The 23,600-nt window shown below is 45.7% G+C and carries 21 protein-coding genes and 1 pseudogene; 1 reads left to right on the forward strand and 21 read right to left on the reverse strand.

All coding sequences use genetic code 11. The features are described 5' to 3' along the window. Window positions 1-28: 28 nt before the first annotated feature. From JO375_RS12255 to JO375_RS12355, 21 genes and pseudogenes are all read right to left on the reverse strand, one after another. Window positions 29-1,939, reverse strand: coding sequence for a beta-glucoside-specific PTS transporter subunit IIABC (locus JO375_RS12255; protein WP_229524797.1), 1,911 nt, complete (start codon window positions 1,937-1,939; stop codon window positions 29-31). A 208-nt stretch (window positions 1,940-2,147) separates the two neighbouring features. Further along, the gene (gene licT / locus JO375_RS12260; protein ID WP_229524731.1) at window positions 2,148-2,984 is read right to left on the reverse strand and encodes a BglG family transcription antiterminator LicT; all 837 of its coding nucleotides are present in this window, start codon (window positions 2,982-2,984) and stop codon (window positions 2,148-2,150) included. Between the two features lie 652 nt (window positions 2,985-3,636). Beyond that, window positions 3,637-4,653: a GTP 3',8-cyclase MoaA gene (gene moaA, locus JO375_RS12265; RefSeq protein WP_229524732.1), complete on the reverse strand. Its 1,017-nt coding sequence runs from the start codon at window positions 4,651-4,653 to the stop codon at window positions 3,637-3,639. 39 nt (window positions 4,654-4,692) lie between these two features. Further along, the gene (locus JO375_RS12270; RefSeq protein WP_229524733.1) at window positions 4,693-4,926 is read right to left on the reverse strand and encodes a MoaD/ThiS family protein; all 234 of its coding nucleotides are present in this window, start codon (window positions 4,924-4,926) and stop codon (window positions 4,693-4,695) included. Then, entirely contained in the window at window positions 4,923-5,363 is a 441-nt protein-coding gene (locus JO375_RS12275) for a molybdenum cofactor biosynthesis protein MoaE (protein WP_229524734.1), read from the reverse strand. Before JO375_RS12275 ends, JO375_RS12270 begins: the two co-directional genes overlap by 4 nt. Window positions 5,364-5,452: 89 nt before the next feature. Next, on the reverse strand, window positions 5,453-6,472 hold the full coding sequence (locus tag JO375_RS12280; protein ID WP_229524735.1) for a ThiF family adenylyltransferase: 1,020 nt from the start codon (window positions 6,470-6,472) through the stop codon (window positions 5,453-5,455). A gap of 62 nt (window positions 6,473-6,534) precedes the next feature. After that, window positions 6,535-7,749, reverse strand: a complete 1,215-nt coding sequence (locus JO375_RS12285; RefSeq protein ID WP_229524736.1) for a nitrate/nitrite transporter — start codon at window positions 7,747-7,749, stop codon at window positions 6,535-6,537. Window positions 7,750-7,955: 206 nt separating this feature from the next. After that, complete coding sequence (locus JO375_RS12290) at window positions 7,956-8,603, reverse strand: response regulator transcription factor (protein WP_229524798.1); 648 nt, start codon at window positions 8,601-8,603, stop codon at window positions 7,956-7,958. 7 nt (window positions 8,604-8,610) lie between these two features. After that, window positions 8,611-9,675, reverse strand: a complete 1,065-nt coding sequence (locus JO375_RS12295) for a PAS domain-containing sensor histidine kinase (protein ID WP_229524737.1) — start codon at window positions 9,673-9,675, stop codon at window positions 8,611-8,613. Window position 9,676: 1 nt separating this feature from the next. Then, window positions 9,677-10,117 (reverse strand): GAF domain-containing protein, encoded by a 441-nt coding sequence (locus tag JO375_RS12300; RefSeq protein WP_229524738.1) that lies wholly within the window; start codon window positions 10,115-10,117, stop codon window positions 9,677-9,679. 56 nt (window positions 10,118-10,173) lie between these two features. After that, window positions 10,174-10,857, reverse strand: coding sequence for a respiratory nitrate reductase subunit gamma (narI, locus tag JO375_RS12305; RefSeq protein ID WP_229524739.1), 684 nt, complete (start codon window positions 10,855-10,857; stop codon window positions 10,174-10,176). Then, window positions 10,854-11,420 (reverse strand): nitrate reductase molybdenum cofactor assembly chaperone, encoded by a 567-nt coding sequence (narJ, locus tag JO375_RS12310; protein WP_229524799.1) that lies wholly within the window; start codon window positions 11,418-11,420, stop codon window positions 10,854-10,856. Before narJ ends, narI begins: the two co-directional genes overlap by 4 nt. Further along, window positions 11,413-13,002, reverse strand: a complete 1,590-nt coding sequence (gene narH / locus JO375_RS12315) for a nitrate reductase subunit beta (protein ID WP_229524740.1) — start codon at window positions 13,000-13,002, stop codon at window positions 11,413-11,415. The genes narJ and narH overlap by 8 nt, the downstream gene beginning before the upstream one ends. After that, window positions 12,992-16,666: a nitrate reductase subunit alpha gene (locus tag JO375_RS12320; protein WP_229524741.1), complete on the reverse strand. Its 3,675-nt coding sequence runs from the start codon at window positions 16,664-16,666 to the stop codon at window positions 12,992-12,994. The genes narH and JO375_RS12320 overlap by 11 nt, the downstream gene beginning before the upstream one ends. A 165-nt stretch (window positions 16,667-16,831) precedes the next feature. Beyond that, entirely contained in the window at window positions 16,832-17,509 is a 678-nt protein-coding gene (gene modB, locus JO375_RS12325) for a molybdate ABC transporter permease subunit (protein ID WP_229524742.1), read from the reverse strand. Continuing rightward, window positions 17,506-18,357 carry a molybdate ABC transporter substrate-binding protein gene (gene modA / locus JO375_RS12330; RefSeq protein ID WP_229524743.1) on the reverse strand — a complete coding sequence of 284 codons (852 nt, stop codon included), beginning with the start codon at window positions 18,355-18,357 and terminating at the stop codon, window positions 17,506-17,508. The genes modB and modA overlap by 4 nt, the downstream gene beginning before the upstream one ends. Window positions 18,358-18,397: 40 nt before the next feature. Further along, entirely contained in the window at window positions 18,398-19,105 is a 708-nt protein-coding gene (ric, locus tag JO375_RS12335; RefSeq protein ID WP_229524744.1) for an iron-sulfur cluster repair di-iron protein, read from the reverse strand. A gap of 109 nt (window positions 19,106-19,214) precedes the next feature. Further along, on the reverse strand, window positions 19,215-20,639 hold the full coding sequence (gene hemG, locus JO375_RS12340; protein ID WP_229524745.1) for a protoporphyrinogen oxidase: 1,425 nt from the start codon (window positions 20,637-20,639) through the stop codon (window positions 19,215-19,217). Window positions 20,640-20,646: 7 nt separating this feature from the next. Then, the gene (locus tag JO375_RS12345; protein ID WP_229524746.1) at window positions 20,647-21,735 is read right to left on the reverse strand and encodes a TIGR04053 family radical SAM/SPASM domain-containing protein; all 1,089 of its coding nucleotides are present in this window, start codon (window positions 21,733-21,735) and stop codon (window positions 20,647-20,649) included. A gap of 16 nt (window positions 21,736-21,751) precedes the next feature. Then, window positions 21,752-22,525, reverse strand: coding sequence for a YwiC-like family protein (locus JO375_RS12350; RefSeq protein WP_267497690.1), 774 nt, complete (start codon window positions 22,523-22,525; stop codon window positions 21,752-21,754). Window positions 22,526-22,810: 285 nt separating this feature from the next. Further along, window positions 22,811-23,211, reverse strand: a pseudogene (locus JO375_RS12355) (helix-turn-helix domain-containing protein); the annotation flags it as partial. A 178-nt stretch (window positions 23,212-23,389) separates the two neighbouring features. Between JO375_RS12355 and JO375_RS12360 the strand changes: the two are divergent. Continuing rightward, window positions 23,390-23,569 carry a hypothetical protein gene (locus JO375_RS12360; protein ID WP_229524748.1) on the forward strand — a complete coding sequence of 60 codons (180 nt, stop codon included), beginning with the start codon at window positions 23,390-23,392 and terminating at the stop codon, window positions 23,567-23,569. Window positions 23,570-23,600 lie beyond the last annotated feature (31 nt).

Below are 23,600 nucleotides of genomic sequence, written 5' to 3' on the forward strand. Positions count from 1 at the left end.
TAGTATGATCATTATCCATTGACCAGGATTAGACGACGACGGTCAGCAAATCCTCTTGATAATCAATCGATTTCTGCTCGGTTTCAATCACATCCAGATAATTCGTCGTATTGGCAACGATCACAGGAGTGGTCAGCACATATCCCGCCTCTTTTATAGCCCCCATATCAAATTCCATAAGCAGTTGACCTTTTTTTACAACATCCCCTTGTTCTACTTTTGGATAAAAATGCTTGCCTTTTAGTTTGACTGTATCCTTGCCCACATGAATAAGGACTTCAACACCGTGGTCACTTGTAATTCCGATCGCATGACCTGACGAAAAGAATGAGGTTAATACGCCGTCTACAGGTGCAACGACCTTGCCTTCGAAAGGCTCAATGGCAATTCCTTTGCCCAGGGCACCTGTCGAGAAGGCTTCGTCGGTTACTTCAGATAAAGGCTTCACTTCACCCTTTAACGGACTGATCACCGTCTCCTGTTTTACTAAAACTTCTCCTCGTGCTCCTCCTGTTGTGCTGTCCTCCTTCTTGGTCTCGTTCACTTCATCGTCTTTAAATCCGCCAAAGAACATCAGCAGGAAGCCTAGCACAAAACTTACCAGGATACCAATTACCGCTCCATAAAATCCTCTGTCCATTCCTGCCGGGCTGATATAACTTGGAATAGCGAAAATACCCAAACCACCCATGATATATCCTTTGGTTCCCATCGCCCCTATAATACCCCCGCCTACTGCGGCTCCTATACAGCTTAAAATAAACGGTTTCTTGCGCGGTAATGTAATCCCGTAAATCGCGGGCTCTGTAACACCAAAAATCCCGGAAATGACTGCTGGAATGGAAAGAGATCTTAATTTGGCGTTTTTGGTTTTGAACAAAATCGCCAGTACGACACCCGTCTGGGCAAAAGAAGCTCCAAGCGCCGCAGCAAGGATCGGGTCGAATTTGAGCACTGCCAAGTTGTTAAGCGCGATAGGAGCGATTCCCCAGTGTAAGCCAAAGATAACAAACACTTGCCAGAAAGCGCCCATGAGTATACCTTCAATAATCGGGCTCAAGTTGTACACAAAAAGGGTGCCTGCCCCAAGCAGTTGACCTGCCCAAGTCGAGAGCGGCCCAATCACAATCAGCGCTAACGGAACAATAACCAACAGTGTGAAGAATGGCACCAAAAAAGTTCTCACTACGCTAGGAATTACCTTTTTAAAGAAGTTTTCTATTTTTGAGCCTACATAGGTAGAAATGATAATCGGAAGAACGGTTGACGCATAGCTCATCAGAATGACCGGAATACCTAGGAAGGTGATATATACCGGCGACTCAAATATAGTACCGCTAAATAGAGTGTATAGCGGCTTGCCCGAGGCTGTTATCGTACTAAAAGTTGGATAAACAAGCGATGCCCCGATGGACATACCTATAAAAATGTTGGCATTGAACTTTTTAGCCGATGTGTACCCCAGGAAAACAGGGAAAAAGTAAAATAAACAATCTCCTAAAGCATTGAGAATTTGATAAGTACCTGATGTGTTGGTAAGCCAGCCCAAAGCTACAAATAAAGCGGTGAATCCTTTAATCATACCTGTGGCACTCAGAACACCGAGCGTTGGTGTGAATACGCCTGAAATGATATCAATGAATTTATTAAACAAACTTGTTTTTTCATCTGACGCTTCTGAATCTCCTGCCTGGAAACCGCCTATAGCAGCAACATCAGCATAAACCTCAGGTACATGGTTCCCTATTACAACCTGGTATTGTCCGCCACTCTTTACTACCGTGACAACACCATCCATATTTTTCAAAACTTCTGTATTGGCTTTGCTTTCATCTTTTAGTTTGAAGCGCAAACGCGTGATACAATGAGTTAGGCTGTTTACATTTTCTTTGCCGCCGACATTTTTGATGATGTCTTTTGCCAATGTCTCATACTTCATCGCAATTTCCCCTTTTTTTGTATTTGGCATGTTGATCAATCCCGAGAGAGTTTTAAATCTGAAATATTACAGGTGCCTGTATATTGTGCTTTCGGGGTGAATGGAACTACTCAAAATATTGGCATTTATAAAAAAAGGCGAAACCCAACAGATCAAATTCGATCTCGGTTGGTTTCGCCTGCATTACCAGTAACAATCCAAGTGTTATTCAATTTTTCTGTCTTTGAGTTACACGCTGAATATGAATCGTTATATACAGCTTTTCCTCATCTGACAATACGGTGTTCAAGTACTTCTCAATCTTGAGCATGCAACTATGAGCTTTTTTATATTTTGTCTTCACTTGCCTCCACAAAAAATCGTCTTCCAGTTCTGTTTTTTCTCTTTTATTTAATCGCTGGAAGAAGAATCTTAAATGGGTAACAAATCGTTCATAGCCGATGGAGTGTTCATCCAAAGTGGTATTATAAGAATATTTAATAATATTTAAAATATCCTGTATTTTTTCAGCTTGCTGAGCCACATCTGCTACCTTATTGTAAGAGCTGTTGACTTGAGCATTGATTAAATGAAGGGCTATATTGCCTGCTTCATCCTCTGATAATCGTTTGCCTGTTTCGTTTTCAATAAACTCCAGTGCTTTTAATCCAACTCCATATTCTTTGGGATAAAATTTTTTGATTTCCCAAATTAACGGATTTGTATTTTTAAGCCCTTCATCAAACATTTTAAATGCATTGTTCATGTGATCTGTAAGCGAAACATATATATAATCACTCAATTGTGTTTCTAATATGCTTTTGCCATATTCAATGATGTCATAGCATAAAGCTACATATTCTGTGGGAACATCCTCTAACAATAATTTAAATTTCTCTGAAGCATCTTTCTGTTTAAGCTCAAAGACCTTCTCAATTAAATGCTCTTCTACTTTTTCTCCTGCACTCTTTTTAAATGCAATACCACGGCCCATAACAACAAATTCATCCCTTGTTGAATCTTTGGCAATGATCGCATTATTATTGAATATCTTCGTTATGATCATCTAACTGCCCCCTTATCCCACAATCATTTCAAAAAGGATTTAGATGCTGGGCGAAATTTCAGATAGGTCATAAGACGGTAATAGCCGATCAAACCTTCGTTGTGAATCCAAATGTAGCCGTGTCGATTCACAACTCGTTATGAAAACGCATTCATATCCAGAGATAAAAGCCTTACGTTTTCCTTGAATGATCTTGAGTGCTTCCAAACCGATCTGATATTCCCTTTTGCAAATGGATATAGTCGGTTAACCACGTCCTACATATCAATTCCCGGATGCCGTTTTGTTGGTCGACGTTATCACCTTTGTTGTTCAGCACTTGTAAGGCTTAACATCACTCACCTTTCTGCGTTATATCTGGGCCAGATATTCATATTGTGCAGGATATCATAAAGCTTATATTTTAAAAGAAAAGGCAAAACCCAAAACATGGAAATATGAATTCCATGCCCCGGGTTTTGCCTTTTCAGTAACAATCCCAAAACCATAATAACACTTAATTTAAACTTTGCCAACAAAAATGTTTGCGCTTTCTTTTCGGGAATTTCCTCCATCCCCCGCATCGTTCCTAGCTAAGCCTTGGCTTCTTTTGATGAACAATTCAGAGGTTGGCAGGCACAACAAATAAAACGCATTTTTCTGGAATAAAATGTTAACCACCAATATAGGACATGCTTATCTTATTCCTGTTTTTTGCAGTCTGCTCCGTACGTTCATCGGAATATCGGTCTGTACGCTGCTCCCATACTGAAGTAATTACAGCAAGCAATTCCTCGTCATTCGCCCCATCCCAGAGCATCTGGCGCAGATCAAATCCGCCTGAAGCAAACAAACACGTATAAAACCTGCCATCGGACGATAAACGGGCCCGTGTGCAGGACGAGCAAAATGATTCCGAAACCGAAGTAATAAAGCCCACCTGCGCATCGCTGTCTTTATAACGATAACGCTTGGCCACCTCTCCAAAGTAATCGCGGTCCATCGGCTCCAGTTCATATATACTGCTAAGCCGTTCATATATTTCTTTTTTTGTTATTACCTTTTTGAAGCTCCAGCTATTGTCATTCCCTACATCCATAAACTCAATAAAACGGAGCGTTATCCCCTGTTCCTTGAAATAAGCGGCCATCGGCAAAATCTCTGAATCATTCACGCCTTTTTGAACCACCATATTAACCTTGATTTCAAAGCCGATTTCTCTTGCATATTCGATCTGCTTTAAAATAAAAGCAGGCTCAATCCCCCGCCCATTCAATCGCCCAAACAGCTCGGGATTCAATGCGTCTACACTGACATTCAACCGCCGTAATCCTGCGTCATACAAACGCTTGGCCTGTTGTCCTAGCAACGAACCGTTGGTGGTCAAGCCGACATCTTCCACTCCGTCAATGGACAGGATTTTCGAGACCAGGTCGGGCAGATTCGGACGCATTAACGGTTCGCCGCCCGTGAGCCGGATTTTTTTTACACCCAAGGATACAAAGAGCTTCGTCAGCCGCTGAATCTCTTCAAACGACAGGCATTTATTTTTGGGAAGAAATGCGTAATCGTCACCGAAAATTTCTTTTGGCATACAGTAGGAACAGCGGAAATTGCAACGGTCCGTAACTGATATACGCAAATCACGAATCGACCGCTGCAACGAGTCTTTCAGCGGATGCGGATTCATACGTCTCCTCCTTTTCTAGTTGATAGCACCTGAGAGTCATCAGCCGCCGCTGACTGGCGGAATTAAGGCTGCAATGTCTCCATCCTGCAGCACATCCGTAGGCAAGGCATACTCCTCGTTTATCGCAATACGAACAGAACTGATCGGCATATCCGGATATTTGTCTGTTATCCAACCGTATAAGTCGCCTACAGTTTGGCCTGCCAAATCTGCCATTTCTTCTGCCTTCCCTGTCATCTCACGGAGTCCTGCAAAATAGTACAGCTTAATCATAACTGAATCTCTCCCGGCTTTTTCTTCTGATGTCCCATCCATTGCTTCCCGTCTTCCCAAACCTCTTGCTTCCAGATCGGAACGATTTCCTTGATTCGCTCAATCGCATATTCATTCGCCTCATACGCATCCGAGCGATGCGGCGAAGAAACGGCAATGACAACGGCAATATCACCGATTTGAAGCTCGCCAATCCGGTGTGCAATAGCCACTCTTGTCCCAATCCATTTTTCTTCGATTTCGCGACCAATTTCCGCGAGCTTTTTTTGAGCCATGGGTACATAGGCCTCATAAGCAAGGTATAAGGTTCGTACACCTTCGGTCCACTCTCGGACATGCCCTGTAAACATGGTCACCGCTCCCGCCTCCGGCCTTAGGACATAATCCGCATAAGTCTGCGGAATAATAGGCTCAGTCACGATTTCAAAAATACTCATCTTTTCCACCTTCCAGCCACTGTGCAAACCACTCTCTGATGATAAACTCTATCTAATACCTTCTGCATCTTATATCTACATACGCACATTCAACCGAACAACTGATGATATAACTTTTGACCTTTAGCAATACTTCCAATCCCGTGAATAAGAAGCCTTCCGTTTTTGAACAAAATCATTCGATGCTTAAAGGCATAGAATTCAACGAAATAAGGAGTTCTTTTTACATTTTCGGCCATAAGTCTACCCATTTTCTCAGCATCATCAAGTGTAATCGGACGATTAGGGTCCGGAAGAACCTGCACGACATCCCGCCCGCACAGCGCAGCATAAGCCGTGCGACGTGATGCCGTCAGTGCAGGAAACGTAGGATGTTCTCCACAGGTCGAACAATCCTGGTTACGGATGCGAGAAATTCCTACATCCATCTGTGTGTTCTCCCATAGATCAAATAGATGGACCTTGCGACGCATCTGATCACGTCTGCCGCTCAGCCACTTCATTGCTTCTGCACATTGGAGGGCGGCTGTCACCTGGACTGCGGGTGAAATGATCCCAGCCGTATCGCAGGTCTGATTGATCGCCGGCAGCGATGGCAGTAGACAGCGAAAACAGGCTGACTTGCCCGGCACGAAAGGAAAAACGACACCTGTACTTCCAACACAGGCTCCGTAAATCCATGGAATTCCAGCCTTCAGTGCAGCATCGTTTATAAGTAGACGAGTTTCAAAATTGTCCGTAGCATCCATCAACAATGTGCTTTTGCCAGCAAGCTCTTGAACAAGCTCGGCATCCAGGTTGTCGAGATATGTGAACAAACGTACGTCTTCTCGTATGGCCTTCAGTCTTTTTTCGGCAGCCATCACCTTGGGCAGCATTTCCGCAGCGTCCTGCTCCGTGAACAGCTGCTGACGTTGCAGATTCGACAGCTCCACATAATCACGATCAACCAGGTGAAGCTCCCCAACGCCAGCCCTTACCAGTGTTTCGGCTATGGCGGAACCCAACGCCCCGCAACCAATAATGGTGACGACGGCTTCAGACAGATTACGCTGTCCTTCGCCGCCGATAGGTCTGAACAAGATTTGTCTTGAATAACGTTCATTCATCACAATGTCCCCCTACGTTGAAGAATGATCGTCATTCCCAAGTTTTTTCTGATGTCTTTCGGTTACTTTTGAATTTCTTTTTGTTTCTTAAAGTTGCCTTGCCCCACTGAATCGATCGCTTCAGTAGCCGCAGTCAAACGTGCTTGATAATGCAGCCATATAACAAGGATCAGGCTAGCCAGCGCCACTTGGGAGAGCAGCATGAATCCAATGGAGTAATGGCCAGTTGCGGCATGAATCGACGATAACAAGATCGGAGGGAAAAAGCCACCGAGGCCGCCCATCATGGAAACAATTCCGTTCACAATGCCTGCCTGCTTGTTAAAATAGAATGGAACTAGCTTGAAAATGACACCGTTCCCGACTCCCGCACATACAGCGATAGCCAAGCAGCCTACTGTATAAAGGGTGATCTCTGGTGAAAAAGCCAAAAGAATCGCAGCGACCGTATAAACGGCAAACGTACCTACCAGTAGGAACAGGGGCTGAAACCGATCCGCCAGCCAGCCACCGATAGGACGGAAGAATGTCGCAATCGCGATGAAGCCTGCTGTACGCATCCCTGCATCCACTTTAGTCAGCTCAAAATTCGATACAAGGAAATTCGGTAAGTACACTGTGAACGCTACAAATGAACCAAACGTAATAAAATAAAAGAGCGAGAAAAACCAAAGTTTCTCATTTTTGTAAACCCCTTTGATCTGCTCCATAATCGGCGTTTTTACTTTAGCTTCATGACGGTCCCCAAAGAAGAAATTCAAAACGATAAAAACAAGCAATAGAATAAGGTACAGTTTGACCGTAAGTGCCCATCCTACCTGCGTCGCTACAATCGGAGCAGAGAAGGTAGTTACTGCTGTTCCCAAATTCCCTACACCGTATATTCCGTTGACGAACCCATGCTTTTCTTTCGGGTAATACTTTGGCAGCGAGGTTACCCCGACGGAGAACACCGCTCCTCCAATCCCAAGGAACAAACCACCGATAATCAAATCCGTCATTGTAGAGGCTTCACTTATATAGTAGACCGGGAACAAAAGCAGAATAAAGCTAACGAGAAAAACGATTCTTGCTCCAAAAATGTTGGCATAATAACCAATCGGAATACGCAAAATCGATCCAAGCACAACCGGAATCGCCGTAACTATGGCCAATTTTCCGGGTGGAATAGCAATATCCTCGGTAATAAACGGCATGAGGGAAGAAATGATAACCCATACCATAAATCCAAGAATCAAGTTCAATGTTTGTAACGGCAACTGCAACTTTCTAATCATTTAACTCACCTTTTCCAACGTTTTTTCTGTCGAATTTATTAATTTAAATTTCTGTCCCCATTGTAGCCGCTAGCTACTTCAACGAATATAGGGGACTCCCCTTTCCCTAACAGGGGAGTCCCTCAAATTAAAAAAAGCCGCCTCTACTAGAAACGACTTCGTTTATTCATGAGATATTTTTCACAAAACGTTCATTTTCACGAGTTTTAAAAGTCCAGCATTTTTTTCTTTAACGCATATTGGACCAGCTCAGGCCGGCTTCTCAAATTTAACTTTTCCATTATTCTCGCTTTGTTTGCTTCCACCGTCTTGACAGAGATGAACAGCTTCTCGGCAACCTCTTTGTTACCGTATCCCTTTGCGACCAAAGGCAGAATCTCCAGTTCCCGCTTTGACAAAATCTCATACGGATCTTCTGTTTGTGACGACGTATCCTTCTTGATAAACTCACGGACAAGAGAAGTGGCCATTTTAGGGTGAATATAGGTCCCGCCCCCATGAATGGTTCGTATAGCAAGCAGCAGCTCTTCATCCGGTGCATTTTTCAAAACATATCCTGAAGCGCCACTCTTCAAAATATGAAATAGATATTCTTCATCATCATGCATGGTCAGAATCAGAATTTTAGTATCAGGATGATCCTCTTTAATCTTGCCTGTAGCGATCAATCCACTTTCTCCAGGTGGCATGCTGAGGTCCATGATTAGAATATCCGGCTTACATTTAGCTACCATTGTATACGCTTCAATTCCGTCTGCAGCTGTTCCGACAACCTCCATATCCGATTGGAAGTTGAGAATCATGGAAAATCCGCTTCGTACAATGGCATGATCATCGGCTAACACAATTTTGATCAAGTCTCTATTCCTCCTCATGTCCAATCGGAATTTGTAAAAAGACTTTGGTTCCTTGGCCAACATTCGAAATGACACCAAAGCTTCCGCCTACCAGCTCTGCCCGCTCCTGCATACCATACAAACCGAGCCCTGTTCCAATAGGCTTGCCCCCCTTATCAAAGCCAATTCCATCGTCCTCTACAGTCAAACGAAGCGCATGATCATGCTCAGACAAAGTAACTTTAACCGTGTCTACCTGGGCATACTTCAACGCATTGAGAACGGCCTCCTGACAAACACGGTAAATGACGGTTTCCTTTTCACTTCCATACCGCTTGCGGGGAAGATCGGACACGAACTCAACCACTAGACCAAAGCTTTGCTCGACCCGCTTGAAGTGGGAACGGAAGGCTGCTTCAAGCCCAAAATCATCAAGGGTAGCAGGACGTAGTTCCACAGACAGGTTGCGGATATCATCCAGCAATCGCGTCATGGATGCTTCGGTCTGCTTCATGTTTTTGAGGAGTTGGTCATCATTGGTCATATATTTTAACACTCGTAATTCAACAACCGCGCTCAGCAATTCCTGAGCAACGCTGTCATGCAGCTCCCTGGAAAGCCGCTTACGCTCATTTTCCTGCGCTTCAATGACATGCTTCATCATTTTGTTTTGATACAATTTTTCTTGCGTCTGAAATTGCGGGGTCAAATCTCTCAGCATCAACACTCGAATTCCATTTACAGAATCAATCGTGTGAAAAGAAGCGGCAAAGGGAACCATTCCGTTTCGCTTCGTTTCCAAATAGACCTGGAAAGAAGCGAAATTTTTGGATTCGGGCACATTGAAATAACAATCAAGACAGGTGCGGGGCTCTGTGTCGCTTGTATAGCCTCTGCATGTTCCGCATAAAGCTTTTTCCTTCCCTTCATAGAGTTGAATGAGGACATCATCCCTCACAATCTCCTCAGCTGCCGGGTTCATAGCCAGGGTATTCCCTTGGCTATCAAAAAAGAAAATAGCTTCTGTACTGTTCTCAAACAATTTCACCATTAACGCGCTCAAAGAGTCGGTCCCTACAGACAATGTCAATTTACATCACTTCCTTCCCGTTCAACTCTCCAATTCCTCTCTGCGCCAAGGCTTCCAAATCACGCATCATCGCTTCGGTCATCAGCTGTTCTTCACGAAATCCACCAAGCAGTACACCCGCGACGCGAGCATCATTCCACAGGGGTACAGCCCCGAGACTCTTGAGCCTCTCGGATTGGACGATAGGATAGTTAAACAGGTTGTCTGTACCCACAAATTGATAAACAGATGGAATGAAAATGGATTTTCCGGTTTTAAACACGACTCCTGCTATGCCCTTTCCGGATTGCAGCACAATCCGTTTAAAGCGATCATTTAAATTCCCGGCCGCATGTTTCCATTTAATTACGTATTGATATTCGGCCGGTTCAACAAGAGCAAGTGCCATGAAATCATAACCGAAATGCTCGCGAATTCGCTCAAGCTCCCTTTGATAATCCATCCCAATTCATCACTCTCTCCTAATTACAATTAGGAAAGAAGGCAGCGCCCGCTTTCCTAATTCGATTTATGCCTTCTGTACAGAATATAACTTCTGCGCACATAATTCAATGGAACACTCCATACATGAACAAGCCGGGTGAACGGCCAGAATGCAAAAATGGCAAAGCCCATAAGTACATGAAGCTTGAAAGACAAAGGTACGTCTCTCATCAGTGATGGGTCGACACGGAATATGAATAAACCGCGGAACCAGATCGAGATGGTTTCCCTATAATCAAATTCTGGCTGCACTGCGTTCGTTACAAGAGTCGCGAACATCCCGATACATACAAGGGCAAAAAGCAATAAGTTTACAATCAAATCAGAAGCTGAGCTTAAACGGCGTACATTTCGTATTGTAAAACGCCGAGAGGTAAGAATCAACATACCGAGGAACGTTATGGCTCCAAATATGCCTCCAATATATACTGCTCCAATGTGATACAGATGATCATTTACACCCAATGCGTGCATCCAGGTTTTTGGGATACCCAGACCGGATATGTGACCGAAAATAACCGGAATAATTCCCAGGTGGAATAAAAGGCTGCCGATCATCAATTGTTTCTTTTCAATAAATTCACTTGATTTCGCCGTCCAATTGAACTGATCCGTTCTGTAGCGAAAAATATGGCCCACAATAAAGATGACCAAACACATGTAAGGGTAAATAACCCACAAAAACTGCTCTAGCATCATAGCGTGGCTGCCTCCTGTTCTACGCAAGCTTTAAGCGTTTCGCGCAATCCCTTGACCAGATGAAAATACGGGCTTTTCATTTTTTCCAGCGCTTTAAGCAAATGATAGGTGCCGTCTTCCAAAATCGCGATAGGCATGAGGAAGTTTTCTGTCGTCTTCGGATCTTGTACCCATTCGGCGGCATACAGAAATTCACACATAAGCGGCAAGTAATCCGGTAGCTCGCCATCCGGCATTTCAAGACCGTACATCTCATACAAAACCTTTAATTTGACCAGCATTTGTCCTCTCTCTTTTGCATCTTCGAACTTGAAGTAAGTCATATATAGGGCGCAATTTTTTTGAAAATCGAAGGTTTCCGTATACAACTCCTGAATCTCTTCCATGCTGAATTCTTGCATCAGAGACCAGTACTTATTAGCGTGCGTATACGCAGGATGGCCCGGGTCAAATGATGCTTCCAGAAAAGCCGGATGAAAATCCAGCTTTTCCGGGTACATGAGTTGTTGGGCAAAAAAACCGAATGAAGGCTTGCATTCATACAGCTTCGCTACATTAATCACGCCAAATACCCCCGTAGAAGTTTTCTTCATACATTTGATTGCCTGTTTTTGAAGGCTCTTCCATTCCCATGGAGCTTCCCAGGCTACAGCCGCTACAGCCAGATCCACCCGATCCGCAAGCTTCCATATTTCCTAAGGTGTCGCCGTAACCAGCAGCTCCCTGGGCGCGGTATGGATTGGCATAACTCTCTTTGTGCGACGTCGGAATGACGAAACGGTCCTCGTATTTGGCAATGGCCAGCAAGCGGTACATTTGCTCGGCTTGCCGTGAAGTCAAGCCGACACGCTCAAGACGGCTTTCACCGAAAGCTTGCCCTGTGGACTGGGCACGCATGTAGGAGCGCATCATAGCCATCCGTTGCAGGGATTCCTTCACCGTAACCGTGTCGCCCGCCGTCAGCATATTGGCAAGATACTGAACGGGCGTACGCATTTCTTCGATAGCCGGAAAAATCATATCTGGATTCTCGATCGAGTCTTTCCCTTCAAAGTAATTCATGATCGGGCTAAGTGGCGGTACATACCAGACCATAGGTAACGTGCGATATTCCGGGTGAAGCGGGAATGCCAGCTTGTATTCAATCGCAAGCTTGTAGACCGGCGAGTTCTGAGCGGCCTCAATCCAGTCTTGCGAGATACCATCTTTTCTCGCCTGTGCAATTACCGCTGGATCACTTGGGTCCAAGAACAGGTCGCATTGCGCTTTATACAGGTCCTTCTCATCCTCCATAGAAGCAGCCTCCTGCACTCGGTCCGCATCATACAGCAGAACACCGAGGTAGCGAATTCGTCCAGTACATGTCTCGGAGCAGACGGTTGGCAACCCGGCTTCCACACGTGGGAAACAGAAGGTACATTTCTCTGCTTTGTTCGTTTGCCAGTTGAAGTACACTTTCTTGTATGGACAGCCTGTCATGCAATATCGCCAGCCGCGGCAGGCTTCCTGATCCACGAGCACGATTCCGTCCTCGTCCCGTTTGTACATCGCGCCCGAAGGGCAGGATGCGACACAGCTTGGGTTTAGACAGTGCTCGCAAAGCCGAGGGAGATACATCATGAACGACTTCTCGAAATTGAATTTGATCTCTTCTTCGATTTTCTGAATATTCGGATCAAGTGGCCCCGTTACATGGGCTCCCGCCAAATCATCCTCCCAGTTTGGACCCCAATTCAGATCCATTTTTTCGCCCGTTACTGCGGAATGGGCACGCGCTACCGGAGAATGCTTCTGCTCTTTTGCGTTGGTCAAATGCTCATAATTATAAGTCCAAGGCTCATAATAATCTTTCATTTCCGGCATGTCGGGATTGTAGAAAATCTTGCCCAGCGCTATCTTGGATAGCTTGCTCCCTGACTTTAGCTCAAGCTTTCCTTTGCGAAGCTGCCAGCCGCCCTTATATTGCTCCTGGTCTTCCCAGCGCTTTGGATAGCCAATGCCGGGTTTGGTCTCCACGTTGTTGAACCACATATATTCCGCGCCTTTGCGGTTTGTCCAAGTTGTTTTGCACGTCACGCTGCACGTATGGCAGCCAATACATTTATCCAGGTTCATGACCATGGCAATTTGAGCTTTAATTTTCAAGCCAGTTAACCTCCTTCATTTTACGTACCGCTACGTACACATCACGCTGGTTCCCGATCGGACCGTAATAATTGAACCCGTAGCTTAGCTGAGCATATCCGCCAACCATCTGGGTTGGTTTGAGATGAATTCTTGTTGGCGCATTATGACTGCCCCCGCGCGTATCCGTGATTTCGGAGCCTGGCACTTGAATATGCTTGTCCTGAGCATGGTACATGAACATCGTTCCTCTTGGCATCCGATGGCTGACAACTGCGCGGGCGGTTACGACACCGTTGCGGTTGTACACCTCTACCCAGTCATTGTCGGCCAGATCATGGGCCGCTGCGTCTTCGTTATTAATCCATACCGTCGGTCCTCCACGGAACAGCGTAAGCATATGCTGGTTATCCTGATAGGTGGAGTGAATATTCCATTTACCGTGTGGAGTCAGATAACGAAGCACAAGTGAATCCTGACCGCCCTTGATTTCCCGATCACGCGTGCCGAATACCATTGGCGGCAGAGTCGGTTTATAGACTGGCAACGACTCTCCAAACTGCTGGAAAATCTCATGATCGATGTAGAAATGCTGTCTTCCTGTCAAAGTACGGAACGGTACAAGACGTTCAATATTCGTTGTAAATGGCGAGTAACGACGTCCCTGCTTGTTTGAACCACTGAATACCGGTGTCGGTATCACTTCTCGCGGCTGTGCCGTGATGCTTTGGAACGTGATTTTTTCAGCAGCGCGGTCGGCCGAGATGTCCATCAGTTTAACACCGTGATCTTTTTCCGCCTCTTCATAGGCTTTTTGGGAGACACGGCCATTGGTTGCGGACGAAAGATGAAGAATTGTATCGGCCACTTGGCGGGCTGTCTGTATTTTCGGCAGTCCGTCTTTAATGGACTCATCGTAGTAGACCCCGTTCAGCTTCTTCAGCTCCTCATATTCTTCCGCCACCGAGAAGCTAACGCCATGCGCACCTGTCTTCCCGGTAGCCAAATTTGGACCGAGCGAGACATATTTATCATGTATTTTTGTATAATCGCGTTCTACAATGCTGAAATTTGGCATGGTTTTACCCGGAACTGCTTCGATCTCGCCCTTCGTCCAGTCCTTGACAAGACCCATCGGTTGCGCAATTTCGCCTATGGAGTCATGCCCAAGCGGTGCAGTCACAACGTCTTTATATACTCCTGGCAGATGCTCTTTGGCCATTTCCGAGAAGGTTTCGGATAGATGACGGTAAATATCCCAGTCCGAACGGGATTCCCAAAGAGGATTAACCGCAGGATTAAATGGATGCACGAACGGATGCATGTCTGTCGAGGACAAATCTGTCTTCTCGTACCAGGTTGCCGCCGGGAGTACAACATCCGCGTACAATGGGGTTGTTGTCATCCGAAAATCAAGGGCAACCACCAGATCAAGCTTTCCTTCCACATCTTCCCGCCAAACGATTTCTTCAGGTTTCTGCTCTTCGTTCGGCCGGGCAAGTAGCGCGTCGGAGGCTCCGAGCAAATGCTTCATGAAATATTCCTGCCCCTTCGCCGAACTGGAGATCAGGTTGGAGCGCCAAATAAAGAGTGAGCGCGGGAAGTTCTCTGCTGCTCCTGGATCTTCAACCGCGAAACGGGTCTTTTGCGATTTAACCTCTTCTACAGCGTGATTAATAATGTCCGCGTTTGACTTCTTGCCCAGCTTCGCCGCCTCTTCGGCAAACAACAGGCTGTTCTTGTTAAACTGCGGGTAAGATGGCATCCATCCCAAACGTGCTGCCAACACATTGTAATCTGCCGGATGCTGATATTTGACATCTCCGCCCGTCGGTGATTTCAGCGAATCCGTGCCGCTTTCTTCATAGCGCCACTGTTCTGTCGCAAAATAGAAAAATGAAGTGGCATTTTGCAATCGAGCTGGCCCCTGCCAGTCTTTGGCAAAGGCAATCGTGGACCAGCCTTCAATAGGACGACATTTTTCCTGGCCTACATAATGCGCCCAGCCTCCACCATTTACGCCTTGGGAAGCAGTCAGCATGACCAGGTTCAAAATCGACCGATAGATGGTGTCACTATTGAACCAGTGATTGATCCCCGCTCCCATAATGATCATGGAGCGCCCTTGGGTATCGATTGCGTTCTGAGCGAATTCCCGAGCAATCTGCACCACAACTGATGCCTTGACACTCGTGATTTTCTCCTGCCAGGCAGGGGTATAATGCGAATCCGCATCGTAATAATCCTTGGCGTTATGAGGACTGTCGTTACGAGCGATACCATACTGACTCATCATCAGGTCATATACGGTTGCTACGAAACGCTCCGAACCATCTGCCAGACGGACTTTTTTAGCTGGAATGACACGTCTGAACGTTCCATTACCCGAGTTATCAAAATAAGGGAATACGATCTCTTCCCATTGCTCGCCATGGCCTTCCATCGTGAGCGCGGGCTCAACCTTCGTTCCATCTTCCCGCTCCAGGATCAGGTTCCATTTCTTGCCCTGCTCCCAGCGCTGTCCCAGCGTACCGTTCGGAACGAGCATTTCTTTCGTCGCTTCATCGTATATGACCGGTTTCCAGTCTGCATGCGGCGAAGCATCTCCCAGATCACTCGCCCGTAGAAAACGTCCACCTTTCCAGGCTCCCTCATGGGGATCAAGCAGAATCATAAATGGCATATCTGTATATTGCTTGGCATAATTAATGAACATCGGTTCTTGGCGTTCTTTATAGAACTCATCCAGAATGACATGTGTCATAGCCTGGGCTACGGCAGCATCTGTACCCGGATTAGGGGCAAGCCAGTTGTCAGCGAACTTCACATTCTCCGCCAGGTCGGGTGCTACCGACACAACCTTCGTCCCTTTATAGCGTACTTCCGTCATGAAGTGGGCATCCGGCGTCCGGGTAAGCGGCACGTTCGATCCCCACATGATCAGGTAACCCGCATTGTACCAGTCAGAAGATTCGGGTACGTCTGTCTGCTCACCCCAAATCTGAGGAGAAGCAGGCGGAAGATCGGCATACCAATCGTAAAAGCTCAACATTTCCCCGCCAAGCAACGAAATGAACCGCGCTCCCGAGGCGTAGCTTATCATCGACATCGCCGGAATCGGGGTGAAGCCTGCGATTCGGTCAGGTCCGTACTTGCGAATCGTATATATTAATTGCGCCGAGATCAGGCGTAGGACATCGTCCCAAGCCACACGAACATGGCCGCCTTTTCCGCGCGCCGATTTGTATAGCTTGGCTTTCTCAGGGTCTTCCACAATACTCGCCCATGCATCTACCGGATTGTTATGCTCCTTGATCGCAGCCAACCAGAGTCGCAATAGCTTGCCGCGCATATAAGGGTATTTCACACGTAACGGACTGTATTCATACCAGGAAAATGAAGCACCACGCGGGCATCCACGCGGCTCAAATTCTGGCATATCTGGACCGCAGGAGGGATAATCAATTTGCTGATTTTCCCAGGTGATGATGCCATTTTTAACAAAAACCTTCCAGCTACAGGAGCCAGTACAGTTAACACCGTGCGTCGTTCGGATCACTTTATCGTGAGACCAACGCTGACGGTACACGTTTTCCCATTCTCTATTTTTTTCCTCAAGGATTGACCAGTTTCCGGAATAACTCTCGATCGGTTTAAAAAAGTTGAGACTGTATTTTTTTTTCATCGATGATCAACGCTCCTTAGATTCATTCGCATACCCTCATTATGTAGTTCATTCATCTCTGTTCCCATTAGGGAATAACCTATAGTGGTATAGAAAATCCCTCGTTCTATGAAAAAAGATACAAAAAAGCTTCTCTCTGCTAGAGAGAAGCTTTTTGGGAGGAGGTTAATTGTTCTTTTGGCCTGTTAATAGGAGCATGATAAAGGAAATCACTATGATAGAGCATGTCCAGGCCCAGGCCATAGGCAGGTGGTCAGAATCGACCGCCACATAAATAGCCGTCGGAATGGTTTGTGTTTTACCCGGGATATTTCCGGCAATCATCAGTGTAGCACCGAATTCGCCCAGACCGCGGGCAAAGCCGAGTATAAAGGCTGATTTAAAAGAAGGGAAAATCAAAGGAAAGGTGACATATCGGAAAACCTGCCACTCACTTGCACCCATGGAACGTCCCACGTCTTCCAAGTCACGATCAACAGAAGCAAATCCCGTCCTTAGCGTCCGGTAGACAAGCGGAAAAGCCACGACTACCGCTGCCACAACCCCAGCCCACCATGAGAAAATAATAGGTTCGCCAAACCATTGTTCCACAATACGTCCTATCCCGCTTTTTCGTCCAAGCAATATGAGCAGTAAAAAGCCAACAACGGTCGGCGGGAGTACCAACGGCAGCATAAGCACCGTTTCAACGAGCGTTTTCCCTTTAAATAATCCTAATCGCGACATGAACCATGCCGCAAACAAGCCTATGATGATTACCAGAACGCTGGATAACAGCGCAACCTGTAGCGATAACCGGATAGGAGGCCAATATTCATTCCAATCTATATCTTGCATGCTCACTTCGGTATCGTAAATCCGTACTTAGCCATAATATTCAGAGATTCTTGGGATTGAAGAAATGCATAGAAATCTTCGGCTTCTTGAATATGTTTGGAAGCTTTGACAATCCCTATCGGGTACTCAACAGGTGAATAGGTTTTAGGATCGACCTCAAAAGCGATTTTCGTTTTTTGCGAAGTCAGTGCATCTGTTTTATAGACAAAGCCGACATCAGCGTTTCCAGTCTCCACATATTGCAGCGCTTGTCTAACGTCTTTTGCCTGAACGAGCTTGTCTTGCAACGCGTCCCAAAGCTTCGTGCTGGTCAGCGCTTCCTGTGCGTATTTGCCTGCAGGAACACTTTCAGGAATACCGATTGCCACTTTCTTCACTTCTTTTTGGGTTAAATCCGTTACACTCGCAATGTTCGTCGTCCCGTCTGCTGGAATGACCGCTACCAATTCGTTCGTCAGCCATGTTTTTTGCTGATCACTAGCTATGAACTGCTTGTCTACGAGAGACTTCATGTTTTTCTTCGAAGCCGACAAAAACAAGTCCGACGGTGCGCCTTGCTCAATCTGCTTTTCCAGCGCACCAGAACCGCCAAAGTTAAAATTCAATTTGACACCTTTATGACTGGTTTCGTATAAATTCTGGATTTCTTTGAGCGCATCTGTTAAGCTTGCAGCTGCCGATACGGTCAGCTCAACCGTTTCAGCCGATTTTGAAGATGCCTGGCCGGAAGACCCGATTTGGGCCGTACTTCCGGCATTGGCAGCCGGTTGTTGATTCGTACCGCATCCTGCAAGTAATAACACAATGGAAAAAACAAATAAGAGCACCTGGCTATGTCTAATAAACCTTTTCAATTGTTTACTCCTTAAGTTTAGCTTTTCATCATATGTTGGACTATATTTTGAGCTGCGCCTGTTTCGTACGTTCGATTAATGTGCAATTCTCAAGAAGAATATGATTAAAAATATCTGCTTCCAGGTCTTCTAATCGCTTCAATACAAGCCGGTGGGTGGCACAAGCTTCCTGCATTGGTTCAAAGCCGTTAGTGATCAAGCGCAGTTCTTTCAGTAATTCCACCACAGCTTGATGCTCGTCTTGCAGCTTGGATACATGCGGATTCAGCACGTATGCCCGTTCTGCTGTCGCTTCCTCTAAAAACGCTTGAATCATCGGAAATACTTGATCTTCCTCATTTTGAATATGGTCCGATAATTCCTGCTTAAGCAAGGAAAAAAGCTCATTCACCCACTTAAGATGCGGATACCGTTCGCCGTGAACCCGCGTAAGCTTGGTTACATACGGCGTGAGCGCCGATAGCTCTTCGCGAAGCCTGGCATGATACTTCTCTTGAATATAGGCGATCAGCTCGCTGGTTTCGAGAGAAGAAGGCTGCATTTGCTTATGTTGCGCCTGAGCCTCCTTCACTTCACGCACCTGCGTCAGCAGTTCACCAGCATGCAGCCCTCGGCTGGCAGCGGCTTCCCGAAGTGGTATTTTGCCGCCACAGCAAAAGTCAATTCCCAGCTTACGAAACAAATCCCCCGTTTTGGGAACCTCTTTCACAATGTCCGCCACCCATGTTTCCTCCGTTAACTGGATCATTGTTCACTTCCCTACCTTGACTTTATTTTTTGTTCAGTTCTAACTCTACTTTCTATTTCAACTGGAACCAATTAGGGAGCTCCCTCTTCCAAAGAAGGAAACTTCCTGATTAACAAAAACCTGAAACCAACTGCTCAGCCGCTTCTTTCCCTTGAGCAACACAATCTGGAATGCCAACGCCTCCATAACCAGCGCCACATAAAAATACATTTGGAAAATGCTGTGACAAATCATGCCTCACCAGCGCCAAATGCTCTTGGTGTCCAATCGGATATTGCGGCATGGATTCATTGCACCGACTAACTTCAACGAATTCCGGCTCTGCTTTCAAGCCCATTAAATCCTTCAAGTCTTTGCGTGCGGCCTCCACAAGCTCAGCATCCGTCATCTGCATCCATTCCTGCGCACCTGCATGTCCAATATATGCTCGCAGCAGCGTAAATCCTTCCGGAGCAGTATGGCTCCATTTGGTCGAAGACCACGTGCATGCTGTAATCCTTTTGCCTTCCTTGCGCGGCACCAAAAATCCCGTTCCCTCAAATGAAAGATTAAGCTCTGTATTTTTATAAGCAAGCGCAATATTGGCGACCGAAACGTAGTTGATCTTATGGAGCAAGCCAACACTCGCAACACTGGGAAATAATTCAGCTGCCTCAAAAGCCGGGACAGCACAGACCACTGCATCTGCATCTATGACCTGTCCATGATCCAGAATGACCTGATATCCGTTTTCTTTTCTTATTTCAGCCACACCCTGTCCCATAACAAAATGTACGGTATGCAGCCGTTCCTTTAACCGCTCTATGATGGCAGATAATCCTTGTCGATAGGAAAGAAACATACTTTTCCTGGCGATATCCGGCCATTTATCAGATACACTAGCCGACTTTCTCCCTGCTCCTTTGGCCATACCCATAATCAGACTTCCATACTTTTGTTCCATCTGCTTAAATTGAGGGAAGGTTGACATTAAGCTGAGAGCGTGCGTATCGCCAGCATAAATTCCAGATAGCAGAGGCTCTGTAATCTGGTTCAGCACTTCTTTGCCGAGCCGCCGCTTAATAAAATCTCCCAGCGATTCGTCTATGTCGCCTTGCTTCGCCGGAAGGATTAAATCCAGCGCTGCGCGCGCTTTTCCCAGCGGTGAGATCAGTCCGGTCCGGATGAAGGGAGTTAGCTTCGTTGGAATCCCCAAAATAAAGCCCATCGGCATGGTGTGCAGCTTGCCCTTATGCAAAATGCAGGCAGACTTGGCCTTCGGGTTGGTCGACACCAGTTCCGCTTCCAGTCCAAGTTCCATCGTTAGCTCCAGCATAGCCGTTTTTCTGGCCAGAAAAGCATCCGGTCCTTTTTCGATCAAAAAGCCATGATGACGAACAGTGTGCAGCTTACCTCCTAGCCGGTCGCTTTTCTCAACCAGCGTAATCTCTACCTCCAGTTGCTTCTCTTCAGCCAGCTTTTTTACATAAAAAGCAGCACTTAAACCACTTATTCCTCCACCGAGAATAACAACTTTCTTTGAACTTTTTTTCATAAAAGCACTATTCCCTCCCAACCCCAGGTACATATGCACAATAAGGGTCACTCTCCAAATAATCTCCTGTTACCGCAAAAGCCCTGGCTCTGGAGCCTCCGCACACCGTATTGAATTCACAGACTCCGCATTTCCCTTTAAGCATAGACTTGTCTCTAAGGTGGTTCATGATCGGAGAGTGCCGATAAATATGAGCCAGACTATCTTTTCGTACATTTCCGCATGCAAGGGGCAGGAATCCACTTGGATACACCTCACCGATATGACTGATAAAAACAAATCCATCTCCATCATTTACGCCTTTAGGAGCACGTCCCAACACATCGGCCCTTTTCGGCTCGAACGCTGTTCCTTGCTTACTGGCTTTGCGCTTTTCCTGCAGTACAACTCTTCGATAATGAGGCGCTTCTGTAGCCTTTACACCGTAAGGCATCTGCTGCTGTATTTGATACAACCATTTCATTACAGCTTCATGCTCTTCAGGAGTGATCATATCCTTCTCCATACCGCGTCCGGTTGGAACAAGAAAAAACAAGCTCCATAACACCGCATGCATTTCCTTTACCTTCTCTGCAATTTGCTCCAAATCGTGAAGATTGTACCGGGACACCGTCGTATTCACTTGAATTGGGATGTTCATTTCCTTCAAATAGCCAATCCCTCGCATGGTTCTATCGTAAGAACCCGCAGTGCCCCGAAAATGATCGTGAATGTCTGCGCATGAGCCGTCCAGGCTAAAAGCCCAGCGGGATAAGCCAACCTGCTTTGCTTTTTCAACTGCTGTTCGTGTCACTTTAGGGGTAGCACTGGGAGTCATGGAAACCGAAAGCTTTTTCTCTTCGATGGCGTATTGAGCTAGCTCAAATAAATCAGGGCGCGCTAAAGGATCTCCGCCTGTGAAAACCAGCAGCGGATGATTCATTTCAGCGATTTGATCAATCAGCTTTTTCCCCTCTTCAAATGTCAGCTGGCGAGGGTCCGGATGGTACTGGGCTTCCGCTCTACAATGAAGGCATTTTAAAGCACAAGCTCGTGTGACCTCCCAAATGACGATGAACGGATTTTCGTGATAATCTCGTGTTTCCAAAGCTATCATTGATGTCTCTCCTTTTTTAGAAATATAAGAACAGTGCAGATATGTAGAGCATCAATGAAAATCCAATTTCAGCCATGCCAACATGTTTGACCTTTAATTCGAATTTAGGAAGCCAGATCGCTCGTAACCATAAAATTAAAAAAGGAACACAGAATGGGAGCTTTACCCATGCAGCGAATAGCACAATGATCAGGTGATAGATCACCGAAGCATAATAATAACGTTTATTTTTTCTTTCCCGAATGACCGTTTTAACATAAATAGCAGTTCCTATAAAATAAGATACCAGAAGCAAAAATAGCTCTGTGGATATTTTCCAACTGCCGCCTTCTCCAATATGAGCAACAGGATATATAAAAGAGCAAAAAAGGATAATCGCAGTAATATCGTTTAGCAGAGCACGTTCTTTTTTTATTTTCGCGTAATACATATTCGCCATAAAAAACACTAGCAACAGGGCTCCATACCAGACCAACGCAGGCTTGAACCATACCAAAGAAACTAAAAAGGGAAACAGTATCACTCCGTACACTACTACGGGCTTACGGTATCTTTCACTGTTTCCTGTTTTGATCCACTGGAGAAGTGGAAAGCTGAACAAATATATAAAAAACCAGCACACAAAAAGCGGAATATGAATGAATTGTCCTTGAGAAGCAGCTAGACCGAATAAAAATGGAAGAATTAGCATTGCCCAAGCGCCATGCTGATTGGGAATGTATCTGCTGATCCCCTTCAAATCCTTGCTCCTTTTTTCACAATGCTTGTCATCTTTGCGGCTTTGTTTAATCGACCCATCATTTTATTCCCCCATGATTAAAATTTTTTTATTCTCTTTCATTCTAAACATTCTATCTGATGGAACCAATCAGGGAGTTCCCTTTTCCCTATGGGAAAATCACCTTAACGGGAAAACCGTCGAACTCTTCTCCGTAAAATATCAAAACGGCCTTTGCTCATGTGTTCAATATCTCTGCATGATTTCCGAAATTGCTCCTAAACCTGGGGTACAGTATCTTCCCTCATTCTGGTTATAGGCACGTCCCGATCAGAGAACATGATATAATGGACTGCATCAATCGTTCCCCATATCTCTAGGAGAACATTCGCTCTGGCTACAAAAGGCTTTATAGAAATTGGAGGGGCTTTGGAAACCCGCCTCATAACAAATCTCAAGATTCGTAAGGTCCGTACTTTTAAGCAGATAGGCTGCCTTATCCACTCTGATTTTTTCCAAATACGTGCGGGGTGCTTCCGAAGTTTTCTGCTTAAAAAACGCTCCAGATAAAAGGGGCTTACTCCGACATGATCGGCAATATCCCGCAATACCAGTCTTTCTCTATAATGATTGACCAGGAAGGCGATCACATGCTGGACAAGTCTGGTATAGGGTGAAACAGCTGTCTGAGGCTGGCATCTTTTACAAGCACGAAACCCTGCCTTCTCTACGGCATCGATTTCATCATACAACTCAATGCGTTTAACTACTTTATTCCATGCTTTCCCTGTCAATCCGCGCAAGGCCTCGGCCTCACGCACTACCTCGGAATCACTATGAAATAGATTAAATCGGGAATAAACTTGAAAATAGAACAAACGTTCCATATAATTTAACTTAGCAATTTGTAAATCCTGAACTAACGGAGATGCGGACATGGACCACAAATTTATTGAGGAGCTGCGCGCAATTGACAGAAATGACAAGCGGAGATCCGAATTGCTTATCAAAGGTATGAAGGAAACACTTCAGGAAAGAAAAGAAAAAAACTTTATCGAGAGGTGGATTTGGCGGCAAAAGAATAAGAAGCAGATCGAGAAGAGATTTAAGCCTTGATAGATTTTACAAAACGATTCATACAGATCAA

Source organism: Paenibacillus farraposensis (assembly GCF_020736845.1).
In the GTDB taxonomy this organism is placed as follows: domain Bacteria; phylum Bacillota; class Bacilli; order Paenibacillales; family Paenibacillaceae; genus Paenibacillus; species Paenibacillus farraposensis.

What these genes read in the sequence shown, in the direction of transcription:
- JO375_RS12255 (WP_229524797.1), bottom strand. Translation starts at nt 1,939, where the DNA reads ATGAAGTATGAGACATTGGCAAAAGACATCATCAAAAATGTCGGCGGC.
- licT (WP_229524731.1), bottom strand. Translation starts at nt 2,984, where the DNA reads ATGATCATAACGAAGATATTCAATAATAATGCGATCATTGCCAAAGAT.
- moaA (WP_229524732.1), bottom strand. Translation starts at nt 4,653, where the DNA reads ATGAATCCGCATCCGCTGAAAGACTCGTTGCAGCGGTCGATTCGTGAT.
- JO375_RS12270 (WP_229524733.1), bottom strand. Translation starts at nt 4,926, where the DNA reads ATGATTAAGCTGTACTATTTTGCAGGACTCCGTGAGATGACAGGGAAG.
- JO375_RS12275 (WP_229524734.1), bottom strand. Translation starts at nt 5,363, where the DNA reads ATGAGTATTTTTGAAATCGTGACTGAGCCTATTATTCCGCAGACTTAT.
- JO375_RS12280 (WP_229524735.1), bottom strand. Translation starts at nt 6,472, where the DNA reads ATGAATGAACGTTATTCAAGACAAATCTTGTTCAGACCTATCGGCGGC.
- JO375_RS12285 (WP_229524736.1), bottom strand. Translation starts at nt 7,749, where the DNA reads ATGATTAGAAAGTTGCAGTTGCCGTTACAAACATTGAACTTGATTCTT.
- JO375_RS12300 (WP_229524738.1), bottom strand. Translation starts at nt 10,117, where the DNA reads ATGGATTATCAAAGGGAGCTTGAGCGAATTCGCGAGCATTTCGGTTAT.
- narI (WP_229524739.1), bottom strand. Translation starts at nt 10,857, where the DNA reads ATGATGCTAGAGCAGTTTTTGTGGGTTATTTACCCTTACATGTGTTTG.
- JO375_RS12320 (WP_229524741.1), bottom strand. Translation starts at nt 16,666, where the DNA reads ATGAAAAAAAAATACAGTCTCAACTTTTTTAAACCGATCGAGAGTTAT.
- ric (WP_229524744.1), bottom strand. Translation starts at nt 19,105, where the DNA reads ATGATCCAGTTAACGGAGGAAACATGGGTGGCGGACATTGTGAAAGAG.
- hemG (WP_229524745.1), bottom strand. Translation starts at nt 20,639, where the DNA reads ATGAAAAAAAGTTCAAAGAAAGTTGTTATTCTCGGTGGAGGAATAAGT.
- JO375_RS12345 (WP_229524746.1), bottom strand. Translation starts at nt 21,735, where the DNA reads ATGATAGCTTTGGAAACACGAGATTATCACGAAAATCCGTTCATCGTC.
- JO375_RS12360 (WP_229524748.1), top strand. Translation starts at nt 23,390, where the DNA reads ATGGACCACAAATTTATTGAGGAGCTGCGCGCAATTGACAGAAATGAC.